The following is a 16,266-nucleotide window of genomic DNA, read 5'->3' as shown; positions in this document are numbered from 1 at the left end:
CCTCGCCATTATGGATTATGCGTTGTCGGGCGCTGTGCCTTCGCGGGGGCAATCGCCAGTACCGCGCCGCCGCGCCCCGCATTGTTCAAATTATCAGCCAGCTTGCGCATCATCAGCGCATTGTCACGCGCATAAGGTGAAGACTGAATTTGCTGATCGAGTAGCTGGCTTAAGTGCCAGTCAAGCTGCTGCAAATCCCGCGCGCTGACCTTTTCAGGTAACGAACGCTGCAGATTTTGCAGTAGCCAGGCCCGTAGAAATTCCCCATCGTAGTTTCTGGGCTGATACAGCATCTGATAAGCGCGGAGCGCATTACGACTGTATTCATTGTCATCACCGGGATCGTTACGCAGCAGGTTGGTGATCTGCTGAGCGACCCGGGGCAGCAGTAAAGACTTAAGCGCATTTTGATAAAGCGCCCAGGCGGCATCGCTGACCTGATTGCCACGATATAAGCCTGCCCGCATAGTAAGCGGCGGATTATCGAGAGAAAACTGGTCGGACACCGGTAACTTCACCAGGTTATTCAGAAAGGGTAGCAGATCGAAAATATTATCAGCGGGCTGATGTATCACTTGCTGACTTTGTGCAGAAATTGCCGGTACGCGCGCGGTAACCTGCTGCAGATAATGCTGGTTCTGATAGTAGCTGATCAACCACAGTCCGCTCATGATCACCAGCGCCCCGGCCAGCATGCCATAGCCAATCCAGTGCAGGAGCTGATTACGGTATTCCCAGCGGCGATTGCTGCCCGCCAGACCACTTTCTTTAAACACCAGATTGCTCAGCAAATCACGAATAAAAAAGCTCTGGCCTTTATTGCCGGGAATAGGGCTGTTGCGGTTGACCCGATCCCAGGCGGCAATCGAGTGAGCCCCCGCCTGACGCAGTTGCAGTTTGCGGCTCAGCTCGCCCATCACGCGGTCAAAAGGCAAACCTTCCTGTGTACCGCTGGTAAAGAACAGCCCACGAGGATTCCAGGCCACGGTCTCAGAACGCGGGGAAAAAATGCTGTCCAGGTATTCGCTGAGCAGGGGACGCAGCGAAGCAAACTCCTGCGGAAACAGAAAACATTCTGCCCGCTCATTGAGGTCGCGCTCATGGGTCATTTGCCCGGCCAGTTGCTGCTGCAGTTGCTGTTCTAACTGCGTAAACTGCCCCTCGAAGTGAAGATGCCAGTCCTGCTTGTGTGGCTTACCGGCTTCCCAGGGAAACGTGAAGCCCCAGATAGCATCGCGGCGGGCCTTCTCCATGCTGCCGAAATAACTCATAAAGCCTTTCAGCAGGTCGGTTTTGGTCACCATGACATAGACGGGAAAATGAATACCGGTGTGCTGATGCAGTTCGTTCAGCCGTTCGCGCAGGGCGTTCGCCTGTTCGTAACGCGCCTCAGCCGAATCGCTGAGTAAATCCGCGACGCTGATGGTCAGGATGACGCCGTTGATCGGCTGCCGCGCCCGATAGCGCTTCAGCAGATTGATAAAACTCTGCCACTCGCTGGCATCGCGTGCCCGCTGGCTTTCCTGTAACGCATAGCGCCCGGCAGTATCGATCAGCACGGCGCTGTCGGTGAACCACCAGTCGCAGTGCCGGGTACCGCCGACGCCGCGAACGGCCTCGTTGCCGAACGTATCGGTCAGGGGAAATTTCAGGCCGGCATTGAGCAGAGCGGTGGTTTTACCGGCACCCGGCGCACCAATCATCAGATACCAGGGAAGCTGATAGAGGTAATTGGCGTTAATCCGTGCCCACAGGCTGCCCTGGCGTCGGCCAAAATGGGTGCGCTTGAGGCGCATGGCCGCCTCACTAAAGCGCTGGCTGAGCAGCGCCTCAGTGGCCTGCCGTTCCGCCGGATCGTCGCTCTCTGCGACCTGCAACCGGTCAAGCAGGCGACTGTTGAACCAGGCACGGTACAGCGCAGGAATTAGCTGGAAACCAATCCAGAGAAGATAAAGCAGACTGACCACAATCTTGCGGTGTAGCGCGGGTTCAAGCGGGCGGGTTTCATTCCACGCGATAAGCGGTCCCAGCATCCACAGCAGGCAACTCAGTGCCGTGACGCCAATAAAGCTCCACAGCAGCCGATGCGTTAAGAATAAGCGGAAAGAAGCGCGCATCAGGGTGTTCCTTGGTGAGTACTCAGTGTTTCAGGTGCGGCAAACAGCGTAATTTCAACACGGCGATTACGGGTACGGTTCTCGCTGCTGTCGTTGGGCAGCAGCGGATCGCTGTCGCCGCGGCCTTCTGACCGCAGCACGTGTGAATCGGCCAGTTGCACCTGCAGTAACTGGCTAATCGCCCGGGCACGGGCGAAAGAGAATTCATAGTTTGAGGCAAACCGACTGCCGTCAACAGGCTGATCGTCGGTAAACACCGACACCAGAATGGTGCCTTTGACGTCTTTCATCGCTGCGGAGACCCGCGCCAGAAGCGCCCGGCCCACCGGATTAATCACCGTGCCCTGTTCGGCAAACAGCTTGTCTGCCGGGATAATCACTTTGCTGCCAAACGCACCGTCGCTGACTTCGAGCTGGCCGGCGGCGATCACGTCATTTAACCGCTGACGTAAGTCGAGCAGCGCCTGTGGCGACGAAGGGCGACGATTCATCATGATTTGTGGCAACGGCATATTATACAGACTGCGCAGCAGAGGCTCAGCCGCGTTGCCGAGCCGCCAGTTGAGTCCGCTGTAAATCAGGCAGCCGATCAGGGCCACCAGCATGGCACAGGCCCAGAGTGGCACCATCGGACGGGCCAGCGTATTAACCAGCGGATGTACCTGCACCAGCGGCGTGGACTCCGTGGTTTGCTGCGCACGGGTTTCGTCGATCAGCGCTTTTAACCTTGCCCGCAGGCTGTCGCACTGCGCCCGGCCTTTTTCACTGCCCCGGTAACGCCCTTCATAACCCAGCAGCAGGCAGTAATGAATAATTTCCAGCAGCCAAAGGTGCTGCTGAGGGCTTTGTGAAATGCGTGAAAGCAGCTGGAAGAACTTTTCGCCGCCCCAGCTTTCATTATGGAAGGTCACCAGCATGCCGTTGCCGGACCAGACGCCGCGCGTGCCCCATGGCGTTTGCGCGGCGGCTTCATCCAGGGCACTGCACACACAGTACCGTGCACCGATGATCATCTCAAACGGCAGGCCTGCCTGCTTGCAGCGTTGTTCAAACAGGCGGATTTCATCAATCAGAGACTGACGTAAACCTGCCGGGTCATCGTGGGTAGCAGCCTGACGAATTTGCACCACCGCATTCAGCAGAGGCGCGGCCGCTTTAAGTAACAAATTTTCGCGACCAGAGGTCGTCACCTCACGCGGTGAAGATTCCACGCTCATGGCTGTGTGTACTTCCCGCGTTGCGTTGCGCGTCCGGCAGCATGCGCAGGACGGCAGGGGTTAAATTTCATCAGTTCATGATCCAGGTTGCCGTCGTGACAGGACCGCAGTGTCTGCTGTCGCCACCCACGTCAACGCACAGGGGTTAAGTTATCTGGCCATGCAAATGCGTGCTGCCTCGCGTGTCACCGTCAGGACGATGGTTCACACCTGTGGTCAGCTCAACCTCGCCGGGAGCCTGCCCGCGGACATCACCGCAATGGCATATCCGTATCGGCAACGTCGGGGTGGACCGGGGCTGTGTTGAGCCTTTGCCCGCGCGGCCTGACTCAGGCAAGGGCGGTGGGCATGTCCCGAACAGGGCGCGCACGTTCCACTGCACGTCACCGGCGAATCGGCATTGACCGAGGAGGGGGGCGTTTTGCTGCCGGACAAAAAATGTGCAGCTAACGGGCAAAACGCTAAATGATTTTTCACCCTTTTCCTCACGTCAGTGTCTCTGCCTGCACGATGTTTATCACACGTATCGCGCCTCCTCATCGGGAGGCGCACAGCCGGGCAGGTGATCTGTTCAGAGACAAGGCCGCTCATGGTCACTCTTTACAGCGCTCAGTCTACCTAAGACTTTTGAGAATTCAAACCATTGCACCCAATGATATAGCATGGTAATGGCCGTTTAGCCCGTTCCTTGTGCAGGGGCTTCAGGGATGGCGCCTCCGGGGCATTATCGGGCGCATTACTCGCGACATTTCGCCTCAAAAAAGCGGGTGATCCCATCCCTGCCACGGCCCGGCGGCCTGGGTAAAAGAATAAGCCGCGTTAACCACTTTACACCGCAGTGAGAAACGGAAAGGGCGGAACGTGCGGCACAAGCCGTCAGGCTAAGAAAAGACGGGGCGGAAACGGCACGGCTTTTGCTTGACTCCTTTTTTGTACGAAAAGGGGATGAGCAATGGATGACGCACTGAGCTGGGTGCAGGCCTCACGGCAAAGCGATATTGCCAGCCTGCAACGCCTTCGCCAGACCGGTAAACTCATTACCACCGTCAGCGAACTGGTGCATCAGCTTCAGCGTGAGCGGGGGGCGAGCACTCTGTGGATTTGTTCTGAAGGCCGGCTTTACGGTGAGCAGCGGCTCGCCAGTGAGCAGGATGTGACGCGCTGCCAACGGGATTTTTGCCAGGCCTTACCCAAAGCCGAAGCCCAGCCGGGATACAGCCGGTTCTGTAACCTGATCGCCGCCGCGCTGCAGGCCCTGGCCGGGTTACCGGCGTTGCGCCAGCAGATTACGCAACAACAGATTGCGCACGCGCAGGCCGTTGCGGCATTCAACACAATTATCCGTAGCTTACTGAACCTGGTCTTTGAAGCCGCCGACACCGCCAGCCATCCTGACATTACCCGCGCGCTCATTGCGCTGTTCAGCTTTATGCAGGGCAAAGAGCTGGCGGGACAGGAACGCGCTCTGGGAGCGGCCGGCTTTGCCGCCGGCCAGTTCAGCGCAGAGCAGCGCAGCGCCATGGTGGCCTTAATTGAAGCACAGGAACAAAGTTTTTCGACGTTCCAGCAGTTTGCCGATGAGGCGGTTTTGCACCACTGGCAGCCGCTGGCGCAGGCCAGTCGCGAGATTGAACGACTGCGGCGCATTGCCTGTACCGACGGGCGGCGGGATGACAGCGGCGCACCGCACTGGTTTTCACTGCTGTCACAGCGTATCGATCAAATGAAACTGCTGGAGGATCAGCTGTCAGCCACGCTGATGTCGCGCTGCCGCGAGGCGATCGCACTGGCACAGCATCAGGCCGCTGAACCCCTGCATGTGGCACAGTCGGGCTGCAATTTTACGTTATATGTCTCGGGGGCGGACTGGCTGGCTGCCGAGTCCGGTGCGCTGAACAGCGACGGGCTGGCGCCCCAGCTCGGTCGCTCGCTGCTGTCGTTGATCGCGGAGCAGTCCCAGCGTTTGCAGCATCAGGCCAATGAGCTGGCCACTCTGCGCGCCACGCTGGAAGAGCGCAAACTGCTCGACCAGGCTAAAAACTGGCTGATGCAGCAGCATGGGTTGAGTGAAGAGCACGCCTGGCAACGGCTGCGTAAAAGCGCGATGGATCAGAACAAACGGCTGCCGGAAATCGCTCAGGCGATCGTCACGGTGGCCGCCACGATGAAGAGGTAACTCGAAAGCGTTAGCTGCACAATGCTTGTGCGTGATCTGCGTCACCAATGTGCAAAATCGGTTAAAAACTCACCAGAGAAAACCCTGAAGCGCCACGCGCAGGACCGTTTCAAAGCTGGCACGCGGTTTGCTTTACCTTACTGAGTGTGTGCATTTGCTTTGCCAACGGCGGTAAAGCGAGTGCTTTGGATAAAGGCGTCCATCTCCCTGTGAAAGCAGTGGAGAGGACGCCTTTTTTTATTTCCTGAGGGTGGCAAAAAATGAGCAAATCGCCAGTTTCACTGTCTCGTCGTCAACTGCTGTTATCCAGCGCCGCCGTTGGCGGGCTGTGGCTGTTGCCGGGATTGCGCAACGCCGTATGGGCGGCGGGTTCCGATGCGCCAGAAAAAGCCACCGTGCGGGTGGGATTTATTCCGCTGACCGACTGTGCGCCGGTCGTCATGGCCTCGGTGAAAGGCTTTGACAAAAAATATGGTCTGACGCTACAGCCCAGTAAAGAAGCCAGTTGGGCAGCCGTCCGCGACAAGCTGATCTCCGGTGAGCTCGATGCGGCACACGTTTTGTACAGCCTGATCTATGGCCTGCAACTGGGCGTTGCCGGCCCGCAGCATGCGATGGCGAACCTGATGACGCTTAATAACAATGGCCAGGCGATCTCCCTGTCGAACCAGCTGAAAGCGCAGAAGGTTACCGATGCCGCCAGCCTGAAAAAGACCATCGACAGCCAGGCCAAAGGCAGTCTCACCTTTGCCCATACCTTTCCGACCAGCACCCACGCAATGTGGCTGTACTACTGGCTGGCGAATGCCGGTATCAATCCGTTTGATGACGTGCGCACCGTCGTCGTGCCGCCGCCGCAGATGGTGATGAATATGAAGATTGGCAATATGAGCGGCTTCTGTGTGGGCGAGCCGTGGAACCAGCGCGCCATCAGCGACGATATTGGTTTTACCGTCGCCACCAGTCAGCAGATTTGGCCCGATCATCCCGAAAAAATTCTCGGCACCCGCGCCGCGTGGGTGAAAGAGAACCCCAATACGGCGCGCGCGCTGACGGCGGCTGTCCTTGAGACGGCACGCTGGATCGATGCCTCCGATGATAACCGCCGCGAAACGGCGCAGGTGCTGGCCGGGCGCGCCTGGATCAACACCAAACCTGAGATTCTGCAAGGCCGCATGCTCGGCCAGTACGAAAACGGGCTGGGACAGAAATGGCAGGATCCGCATGCGATGCGCTTCTTCCATGACGGCAGCGTCAGTTTCCCGTATCTGTCCGATGGTATGTGGTTCCTTACCCAGCTTAAGCGCTGGGGAATGCTGACCCAGGATCCGGACTACCTGGCTGTCGCAAAGCAGATCAACCAGATCGATATCTACAAACAGGCTGCCAGCGCTGTCGGCAACGTCACGTTGCCCGGCAGTGAGATGCGCAGCAGCACCCTGATGGACGGCAAGGTATGGGATGGCACGAATCCTGCCGCTTACGCCGCCAGCTTTGCCATTAACCATAAAGAGAGGTCGTGATGAAAACCCAGACTCGCTCGCTGGCGCAGCCTGAGACGCTGCCCACCCACGCCACCGTGGTGCCCCTTCAGGTGACGCCAAAAAAGATGCGTTCACCTGCGCGCCTGCGTCCGTTTTTGCAGCGTGCCATTCCCGCGCTGTGCGGTGTGCTGCTTCTGCTCCTGATCTGGCAGATCGCGGCGCTTTCCAGCAAAGGCTTTCCCGGCCCGTACGCCACCTGGGAGGCGGCGAAAGTCCTGTTCGCCGATCCGTTCTATAACAACGGTCCCAACGATCAGGGCATCGGCTGGAATGTGCTGGCCTCGCTGCAGCGCGTGGCTGTCGGCTTTGGTCTGGCCGCGCTGGTGGGGATTCCCGCAGGCTTTCTGCTGGGGCGTTTTACCTTTGTGGCACGCATGTTCAATCCGGTTATCGCGCTACTGCGCCCGGTCAGCCCGCTGGCCTGGCTGCCTATCGGCCTGCTGCTGTTTCAGCGCGCCGAACCGGCCTCCAGCTGGACCATTTTTATCTGTTCCATCTGGCCGATGATTATCAATACCGCAGAAGGCGTACAGCGCATTCCCCAGGATTACCTCAACGTGGCGCGCGTGCTGCAACTGTCGGAATGGACCATCCTGCGCCGCATCCTCTTTCCCGCCGTTCTGCCAGCGGTGCTGACCGGGGTCCGCCTGTCGATTGGCATCGCCTGGCTGGTGATCGTGGCCGCCGAAATGCTGACGGGCGGCCTGGGGATCGGCTTCTGGATCTGGAACGAGTGGAACAACCTCAATGTTGAAAACATCCTGATTGCCATTTTGCTGATTGGCGTCGTCGGCCTGCTACTGGAGCAGGGACTGATGCTGCTGGCGCGTCGCTTTAGCTGGGATAAATAAGGGGAACACTATGCAACCTATCATTCGTGTACAGCAGGTCAGCCAGCGTTTTACCACCTCCGGCGGCGATTTTCTGGCGCTCGATAATGTCAGTTTTGATCTTCATCAGGGGGAAACGCTGAGCCTGATCGGTCACTCTGGCTGTGGTAAATCCACGCTGCTCAACCTGATCGCCGGTTTAACCCGGCCTACCAGCGGTGTCCTGTTGTGCGATAACCGCGAAGTTACCGGCCCCGGCCCTGAGCGCGCCGTTGTGTTTCAAAACCACTCGCTGTTGCCCTGGCTGACGGCGTATCAAAACGTTGAGCTGGCGGTCGAGCAGGTGTTCAAAGGCAAGATGAACAAGGCCGAAAGGCGTGACTGGATCGAGCACAACCTCAACCAGGTGCAAATGAGTCATGCCATGCATAAGCGCCCCGGCGAGATCTCCGGCGGCATGAAGCAGCGCGTCGGCATCGCCCGCGCGCTGGCAATGAAACCTCGCGTGCTGCTGCTGGACGAACCCTTCGGTGCGCTGGATGCCTTAACGCGCGCGCATCTGCAGGACAGCGTCATGCGCATCCAGCAGGCGCTGAACACCACCATCGTCCTGATTACCCATGATGTGGATGAAGCCGTGTTGCTGTCCGATCGGGTGCTGATGATGACCAATGGCCCGGCGGCGCAGGTGGGCGACATCCTGACGATTGACCTGGCCCGGCCGCGTTCACGCGTGGCGCTGGCGGATGACGTGCGTTATCACCATCTGCGCCAGAAAGTGCTGCATTTTCTCTACGAAAAACAAACCTCGGCGGCATAAGGACGACACCATGAGACAACGGTTGCTGGTTGTGGGTAACGGGATGGCGGGCATGCACATGGTGGAAACCCTGTTGCAGCTGGCGCCGACGCGTTACGACATCACCGTGATTGGCAGTGAGCCGCACGGCAACTATAACCGTGTGCTGTTGTCGCCACTGCTGGCCGGAGAAACCACCGTTGCGCAAACGCTGATCCACGATCGTGACTGGTATCACCGTCACGGCATGACCTTGCTGGCGGGAGAGACGGTGGAACAGGTGAATGTCGCTGAGCGGACCTTACGCACCGACCAGCGCCTGCTGCACTGGGACCGCCTGGTACTGGCGACCGGATCGCAGCCCTGCCGGCCGTCTGTCCCAGGCAGCGACCTGCCGCATGTCAGCACCTTTCGCACGCTGCAGGATGTGGACACTTTGCTGGCGGGGCAGGGTCCGGTTGTGGTGGTCGGCGGGGGCTTTCTGGGTATTGAAGCGGCCGCCGGCCTTCAGGCGCAGGGGCGTCAGGTTACGCTGATTCATCGTCAGTCGTGTTTGCTGGACAGACAGCTGGACGCCAGGGCAGGGGAATTACTGCTGGCCCAGCTCCGGGCGCGCGGCATTCGCTGTGAACTGAATACCAGCCTTGCGGCGATCCGGACGGATAGCGTGATCCTCCACGATGGCCGGGTGCTGGCGGCGCAGCAGGTGGTGATGGCCATTGGTGTCCAGCCGGCAATCGCCCTGGCGCAGGCCGCCGGGATTCCCTGCCAGCGCGGCATTCTGGTGGATCGCCAGTTGCGCAGTGCGCACGCGGGAATTTATGCCGTAGGCGAATGTTGTGAAATCAGCGGCGAGACCTTCGGTCTGGTCGCGCCCTGTCTGGCCCAGGCGAAGATTCTGGCGGCGCAACTGGCCGATCGGCCTCAGGCGGATTTCTACAGCGCGGCCACGGGCACCCGTCTCAAAGTCAGCGGCATTTCCCTGTTTAGCGCCGGTGACGTTCGCGAAGCCCCGTCTGTCACTAGTTTTGACCCGATCGCCGGGCACTATCGCCGCCTGTTCCTCAAAGACGGCCGGCTGAACGGCGTGCTGCTGTATGGCGACTGCCAGCAAAGTGGTGCGCTGCTGAACCAACTCCATAATGCCGGACCGGTTTCTGTGAATACGCTGTTCGGCCTTGATGAACCTGAAACGCAGCCGCTGGCTGCAGGAAACCCTGTGATGAGCCAAACGAAACCTGTATTAGCCGTGGTGGGTCACGGCATGGTCAGCCACCATTTTCTGGAGCAACTGGTCGATCGTAACCTGCATCAACATTATCACGTGGTGGTTTACGGCGAAGAGCGCTATCAGGCTTACGACCGGGTTCACCTTTCCGAGTATTTCACCGGTAAAACGGCCACGCAGTTGTCGCTGGTAAGCGAAGAATTTTTTGCCCAAAACGCGATTGAACTGCGTAGCGGTTGCCGGGTAGAGGCGATCGATCGCCAGCAGCGCAGCCTGCGCGACAGCGCGGGCCGTGAGCTGGCCTGGGATAAGCTGGTGCTGGCCACCGGCTCGCGCGCCTTTGTCCCCCCGGTACCCGGCCATGACGGCGAGCGCTGCTTTGTCTACCGTACGCTGGACGATCTGGATGCCATCGCAGCCTGTGCCCGCCAGAGTCAGCGCGGCGTGGTGATCGGCGGCGGGCTGCTGGGCCTGGAGGCCGCCAACGCGCTGAAGCAGCTTGGGCTGGAGACCCACGTGGTTGAGTTTGCGCCGCGCCTGATGGCCGTGCAACTGGACGAAGGCGGGGCGCTGATGCTGCGGCAAAAGATCGACGCGCTGGGCGTGACGGTACATACCGCGAAGCAGACCGAACAAATTGCCAGCCAGCCTGACGGCAGTCTGGTGCTGCACTTTGCCGATGGCGGCGAGCTGGCCACCGACCTGGTGCTGTTCTCTGCCGGTATCCGTCCGCGTGATGAGCTGGCCCGCAGTGCCGACATCAGCGTGGGGCCGCGCGGCGGCATTACCATCAATGACCATTGCCAGACCAGTGACAGCGACATTTATGCCATCGGCGAATGCGCGCTGTGGAACGGGCAGATTTTTGGCCTGGTAGCGCCGGGCTACCAGATGGCGCGAGTGCTGGCCGGGCATCTGGCGGCCGAACCCGCGCAGTTCACTGGTGCCGACATGAGCACCAAACTGAAGCTGCTGGGCGTAGACGTCGCCTCCTTTGGCGATGCGCACGGCAAAACGCCGGGCAGCCTGAGCTACCACTGGGCCAATGGACCAAAAGGCATTTACAAGAAGATCGTCGTGAGCGCCGACAATACACGACTGCTGGGCGGCGTGCTGGTGGGAGACAGCAGCGACTATGCCACCCTCCTGCAAACGATGTTAAATGACATGCCGCTGCCGGCAGTACCGGAAGCGCTGATTTTGCCTGTATTAAATGGCGCGCCGGCCAAAGGGTTGGGCGTCGCTGCGCTGCCGGACAGCGCCCAGGTGTGCTCCTGTCATAACGTCAGTAAAGGCGATATCTGCCAGGCGGTGCAGAGCGGCTGTGGCGAGATGGCCAGTATTAAAAGCTGCACCAAAGCGGCAACCGGCTGTGGCGGCTGCGCTGCGCTGGTAAAACAGGTAATGGAGTTTCAGCTGGAAAACCAGGGCGTCGCCGTTAAAAAAGACATCTGTGAGCACTTCGCCTATTCCCGCCAGGCGCTGTATGACCTGATCCGTATCAATGGCATCAAAACCTTTGACGAGCTGCTGGCCAGCCACGGACGGGGCTGTGGTTGCGAGGTATGTAAACCGCTGGTGGGTTCGCTGCTGGCCTCGTGCTGGAACGATTACCTGCTGAAACCGGCCCATTTACCCTTACAGGACACGAACGACCGTTACTTTGCCAATATCCAGAAAGATGGCACCTATTCGGTAGTGCCGCGCGTGCCAGGGGGCGAGATCACGCCACAGGGCCTGATCGCCATCGGCGAAGTGGCCGCGCGTTACGATCTCTATACCAAAATCACCGGCGGCCAGCGTATCGATCTGTTCGGTGCGCGACTGGACCAGTTGCCTGCTATCTGGGAAACCCTGCTGGAAGCCGGCTTTGAAACCGGTCATGCCTACGGAAAATCCCTGCGTACAGTGAAATCCTGCGTTGGCTCGACCTGGTGTCGTTATGGCGTGCAGGATTCTACCGCCTTCGCCATCGCGCTGGAGAACCGGTATAAGGGCCTGCGCGCACCACATAAGATCAAGATGGCCGTGTCCGGCTGTACCCGCGAATGTGCGGAAGCGCAAAGTAAAGATATCGGGGTCATCGCCACGGAAAACGGCTGGAACCTGTATGTCTGCGGCAATGGCGGCATGAAGCCACGCCATGCGGAACTGTTTGCCAGCGATCTGGACGATGACACGTTGATCCGGTACGTCGACCGGATTCTGATGTTCTACGTGCGCACGGCGGATCGCCTGCAGCGTACCAGCGTCTGGATGGATAACATGGAGGGCGGGCTGGACTACCTGCGTGAGGTGGTGATTCATGACAGCCTGGGGATCGCCGCCACGCTGGAACAGGACATGCAACAGGTGGTGGACACCTGGCAGTGTGAATGGCAGACCACGCTGGCCGATCCTTCGCGACGTGCGCTGTTTACCGCCACAGTGAACAGCGATCACCCGGATGAAACGCTGCACTATGCGCGCGTGCGCGGACAGCGCCAGCCCCACAAGGCCAGCGGTATTCCCCTGATGCATCTGCCCGCCGAACCCTGGAGCGAAATCTGTCCGCTGGAGGCCATCCCGCCAGAGGCCGGCATTGGGGCCCGTCTTGGCAGCGTCCGTATTGCTTTATTCCGTCTGGGTGATGACTGTTATGCGCTGGAGGATCGTGAGCCAGGCAGCGAAGCCAGCGTGCTGTCACGCGGCATCCTTGGCGATGTTGCCGGGGAGCCGGTGGTGATCTCTCCGCTTTACAAACAGCGGGTGCGCCTGCGGGACGGACAGAGCCTGGATAACCCTCAGCATCAACTGCGCTGCTGGCCGGTCAAACTGGAGGACGGCCAGGTGTGGGTCGCCAACCGTCCGCTTAACCTGATGGCGCAGGCATCATGAAAACCACCTGCGCTTATTGCGGTGTGGGCTGCGGCGTCGAGGTCACGCAGTCGCAGAGCGCGTCGGCTCAGGTCCGGGGCGATGCCAGTCATCCGGCGAATGCCGGGCGGCTGTGCGTGAAGGGCGCGGCGCTGGGCGAAACCCTGACACAGGCCGGACGGTTGCTGCATCCTCAGCTTCATCACCAGCGCGTCAGCATGGAGACGGCGCTGGATGCCGCGGCTGACGGACTGCGCAGGATTATCGATACGTACGGCCCGGAGGCGGTGGCTTTTTACGGTTCCGGCCAGTTACTGACCGAGGATTACTATGTGGCGAACAAGCTGATGAAAGGTTTTCTCGGCGTCGCCAATATCGATACCAATTCACGCCTGTGCATGGCCTCAGCGGTGACGGGCTATAAACGGGCGTTTGGCGCGGATGCCGTGCCGTGCTGTTACGAGGATCTGGATCAGGCCGAGGTGGTTATCCTGGTCGGCTCGAACGCCGCCTGGGCTCATCCGGTGCTGTTTCAGCGCCTGAAGCAGGCAAAAACGCAGCGCCCTGAGATGCAGGTTGTGGTGATCGATCCGCGCCGAACGGCCAGTTGTGAATTCGCCGATCTGCACTTACCGCTCCGGCCGGGCAGCGATCCGGCCCTGTTTTCGGGCCTGTTGCACTGGCTGGAACAGCATGGCGGCATTGACGCCACGATGCTGCCGCATCTGGACGGTGTAGACACAACCTTACAGGCCGCGCGGCAGTGGGATTGTGCGACGGTGGCAGCCCATTGTGATATCAGCCACGACATGATCGCCGCGTTCTACCGGTTGTTTACCCGGCATGAGCGCGTACTGACCTTATGGTGTATGGGCATCAACCAGTCACAAAGCGGCAGTGACAACAACAATGCCATTCTCAATGCGCATCTGCTCAGCGGCAAGATAGGCCGACCCGGCTGCGGCCCGTTTTCGCTGACCGGACAGCCGAATGCGATGGGCGGGCGGGAGGTTGGCGGACTGGCCAACCAACTGGCGGCTCATATGAGTTTCACTGCGGAAGACTGCGACCGTTTACAGCGTTTCTGGCGCAGTCCGCGTATGGCGCGTCAGCCCGGCCTGACGGCGGTCGATCTGTTCGACGCCATTGATCGCGGGGCGGTCAAAGCCGTATGGATTATGGGCACCAATCCGGCGGTTTCGATGCCAGAATGCAATCGCATTGCCCGGGCGCTGGCTGCCTGTCCGCTGGTGATAGTGTCAGACGTACTGGCGCAAACGGATACCACCGCCTTTGCGCATATTTTGCTACCCGCGCAGGGCTGGGGGGAAAAGAACGGCACCGTGACCAATTCTGAACGCCGGATTTCCCGCCAGCGCGCGTTTATGCCCCCGGCCGGAGAAGCGAAACCGGACTGGTGGTTACTCGCCCAGGTCGCCCAGCGTCTGGGCTTTCATGAAGGTTTTGCCTGGACGCATCCGGCAGCCATCTTCCGAGAACACGCGGCGTTGTCGGGATTTGAGAACAACGGCCAGCGCGCGTTTGATATCAGCGGTCTGGCCGGGATGAGCGACGCACAGTGGGATGCGCTGACGCCGGTGCAGTGGCCGGTCAACGCCCGCTATCCCCAGGGTTGCGCGCGGCTGTTTAGCGACCGGCACTTTTACCATCCTGATGGTAAAGCCCGCCTGTTGCCACCGGCCACGCCGCAGCCCGTCGCGTGCAGGGCGGCGTATCCGTTATTGATGAACAGCGGACGGATCCGCGATCAGTGGCACACCATGACACGCACCGGTCTGGTTCCCCGGCTCATGCAGCATTGTGATGAGCCGTTTGCAGCACTGCATCCGCAGGACGCACAACGCTATGGCCTGTGCGCGGGGGCACTGGCACGGGTGCAGTCCGACGCGGGCTGGATGACGGTGCGCGTGACGCTGGACAGCGGTCTGCGACGCGGTGAGATCTTTGTCCCTATGCACTGGAACCGACAGTTCAGCCTGCAGGGCACGGTCGGTGGGCTGGTGGCCTCAACCCGCTGTCCGGTCTCGGCACAGCCTGCCTTTAAACAAACCGCCGTACGTATCCAGCCGCTCCACACCCGCTGGCAGGGCTGGCTCTGGCAGCGCGACGTAAGCCCGCCTGACGGGCTGCGCTACTGGGCGCGTACACCCTATGAGGGCGCGCAACGTTTTAGCCTGGCCGGAGACGGTTCGCCAGAACAGTGGCTCACGGCAACGATCCCGCTGGACGGGCTGCAACGGCAAACCGCCCACGCGGCGGAACCGCATTACCGCCTGCTGGCCTGGCGCAACGGTGAGCTGCAGCTGGCTTTTTATGCCGGCGCGTCGTTACCCGCGATCGATCATGACTGGGTTGCGCAGGCTTTTCGCCAGGCGCCGGCGAATGCGGCGGAACGGCATGCTCTGCTGGCAGGACAATCGGCACAACGTGCCGTGGCTGGCCGGACGATCTGTAGCTGCTTTGGCGTCGGAGAAAACACGATCTTACAGGCGATTAAACAGGGCTGTCACAGCACCCAGGCACTGGGTAACGCACTCAACTGTGGTACTAACTGCGGCTCCTGTCTGCCGGAGCTAAAACACCTTTTGCTTTCCGTTGCTGTACCGGAGGAAGAATGACGATCGCGATCAACGCTTTAGATAAACTGCTGGCGCCGGAAAACGCGTCCAGCCCGGGCAAGGTCTGGCTGGTCGGGGCTGGGCCGGGGGATGTGGAGCTACTGACAGTCAAGGCGCTGCGTTTGCTGCAACGCGCGGACGTCGTGGTTTATGATCGCCTGGTCAGCGAAGCGGTGATGGCGGAAGTCGCCAGCAGCGCGCTCTGTATCGACGTCGGTAAACAGCCGGGTCATCACGGCCTGAAGCAGGCACAGATCAATCAACTGCTGGTGGATCTGGCCGCCAGCGGGCGCAATGTCGTGCGGTTAAAAGGCGGCGATCCCTTTATCTTTGGCCGTGGCGGCGAAGAGATGGTCAGCCTGCAGCAGGCGAATATTGTCTGCGAGGTGGTACCCGGCATTACCGCCGCCGTGGGCTGTGCGGCTGCCAGCGGCATTCCGCTGACGCACCGTGACTGCGCCCAGTCATTGCGCTTTATCACCGGGCACGGGCGCAGCGGCGAACCGCAGCTGGATGCGGCGGCGCTGACCGCCACCAATCAGACGCTGGTGTTTTACATGGGGTTAAGCTGGAGCAGCGTGATTAGCGCCCGGTTACGGGAATATGGCCGCAGTGAGGCGACGCCGGTGGCAATCATTGAAAACGGTACGCGCCGGGACCAGCGGGTGCTGATCACCACGCTGGCCGGGTTGCCTGATACGGTCGAACAGCAAAAACCGGTGTCACCGTCGTTACTGATTGTGGGCGACGTGGTGCGCTATTACCGTGCCGATCTTATGGCTGCCCAACCGCGCGAGACGGCGATGAGCGTGATGGCACCGCACTGACGATAACGGCGTCGGGGTAAAGACAAGGGACAG

10 protein-coding genes are annotated in these 16,266 nt (G+C 60.1%); 8 read left to right on the top strand and 2 right to left on the bottom strand.

Going from position 1 to position 16,266, the window contains the following annotated elements; genetic code table 11:
- Positions 1-8: 8 nt before the first annotated feature.
- Complete coding sequence (tssM, locus tag C1N59_RS11810) at positions 9-2,117, bottom strand: type VI secretion system membrane subunit TssM (RefSeq protein ID WP_033741079.1); 2,109 nt, start codon at positions 2,115-2,117, stop codon at positions 9-11.
- Positions 2,117-3,334: a type IVB secretion system protein IcmH/DotU gene (gene icmH, locus C1N59_RS11805; RefSeq protein ID WP_033741082.1), complete on the bottom strand. Its 1,218-nt coding sequence runs from the start codon at positions 3,332-3,334 to the stop codon at positions 2,117-2,119. The genes tssM and icmH overlap by 1 nt, the downstream gene beginning before the upstream one ends.
- A 109-nt stretch (positions 3,335-3,443) precedes the next feature.
- Here icmH and C1N59_RS11800 point away from each other — a divergent pair, with 109 nt between their 5' ends.
- From C1N59_RS11800 to cobA, 8 genes are all read left to right on the top strand, one after another.
- The gene (locus C1N59_RS11800) at positions 3,444-3,641 is read left to right on the top strand and encodes a hypothetical protein (protein WP_394549558.1); all 198 of its coding nucleotides are present in this window, start codon (positions 3,444-3,446) and stop codon (positions 3,639-3,641) included.
- A gap of 645 nt (positions 3,642-4,286) precedes the next feature.
- Positions 4,287-5,510, top strand: coding sequence for a nitrate regulatory protein (locus tag C1N59_RS11795; RefSeq protein WP_039340692.1), 1,224 nt, complete (start codon positions 4,287-4,289; stop codon positions 5,508-5,510).
- A 260-nt stretch (positions 5,511-5,770) separates the two neighbouring features.
- Positions 5,771-7,033 (top strand): CmpA/NrtA family ABC transporter substrate-binding protein, encoded by a 1,263-nt coding sequence (locus C1N59_RS11790; RefSeq protein ID WP_033741083.1) that lies wholly within the window; start codon positions 5,771-5,773, stop codon positions 7,031-7,033.
- Positions 7,033-7,905: a nitrate ABC transporter permease gene (gene ntrB / locus C1N59_RS11785; protein ID WP_006118920.1), complete on the top strand. Its 873-nt coding sequence runs from the start codon at positions 7,033-7,035 to the stop codon at positions 7,903-7,905. Before C1N59_RS11790 ends, ntrB begins: the two co-directional genes overlap by 1 nt.
- Before the next feature lie 10 nt (positions 7,906-7,915).
- The gene (locus C1N59_RS11780; RefSeq protein WP_033741085.1) at positions 7,916-8,704 is read left to right on the top strand and encodes an ABC transporter ATP-binding protein; all 789 of its coding nucleotides are present in this window, start codon (positions 7,916-7,918) and stop codon (positions 8,702-8,704) included.
- A gap of 10 nt (positions 8,705-8,714) precedes the next feature.
- Positions 8,715-12,788, top strand: a complete 4,074-nt coding sequence (gene nirB, locus C1N59_RS11775; protein ID WP_394549556.1) for a nitrite reductase large subunit NirB — start codon at positions 8,715-8,717, stop codon at positions 12,786-12,788.
- Entirely contained in the window at positions 12,785-15,406 is a 2,622-nt protein-coding gene (locus C1N59_RS11770) for a nitrate reductase (RefSeq protein ID WP_394549554.1), read from the top strand. Before nirB ends, C1N59_RS11770 begins: the two co-directional genes overlap by 4 nt.
- Positions 15,403-16,233 (top strand): uroporphyrinogen-III C-methyltransferase, encoded by an 831-nt coding sequence (gene cobA, locus C1N59_RS11765; RefSeq protein WP_394549553.1) that lies wholly within the window; start codon positions 15,403-15,405, stop codon positions 16,231-16,233. The genes C1N59_RS11770 and cobA overlap by 4 nt, the downstream gene beginning before the upstream one ends.
- Positions 16,234-16,266 lie beyond the last annotated feature (33 nt).

Source organism: Pantoea sp. SGAir0183 (assembly GCF_043545505.1).
The sequence above is the reverse complement of the archived record's forward strand: the minus strand, read 5'-3'. Positions and strand labels throughout refer to the sequence as shown.

Coding starts and splice junctions, on each gene's coding strand:
- tssM (WP_033741079.1), bottom strand. CDS start 2,117: ATGCGCGCTTCTTTCCGCTTATTCTTAACGCATCGGCTGCTGTGGAGC.
- icmH (WP_033741082.1), bottom strand. CDS start 3,334: ATGAGCGTGGAATCTTCACCGCGTGAGGTGACGACCTCTGGTCGCGAA.
- C1N59_RS11795 (WP_039340692.1), top strand. CDS start 4,287: ATGGATGACGCACTGAGCTGGGTGCAGGCCTCACGGCAAAGCGATATT.
- C1N59_RS11790 (WP_033741083.1), top strand. CDS start 5,771: ATGAGCAAATCGCCAGTTTCACTGTCTCGTCGTCAACTGCTGTTATCC.
- ntrB (WP_006118920.1), top strand. CDS start 7,033: ATGAAAACCCAGACTCGCTCGCTGGCGCAGCCTGAGACGCTGCCCACC.
- C1N59_RS11780 (WP_033741085.1), top strand. CDS start 7,916: ATGCAACCTATCATTCGTGTACAGCAGGTCAGCCAGCGTTTTACCACC.
- nirB (WP_394549556.1), top strand. CDS start 8,715: ATGAGACAACGGTTGCTGGTTGTGGGTAACGGGATGGCGGGCATGCAC.
- C1N59_RS11770 (WP_394549554.1), top strand. CDS start 12,785: ATGAAAACCACCTGCGCTTATTGCGGTGTGGGCTGCGGCGTCGAGGTC.
- cobA (WP_394549553.1), top strand. CDS start 15,403: ATGACGATCGCGATCAACGCTTTAGATAAACTGCTGGCGCCGGAAAAC.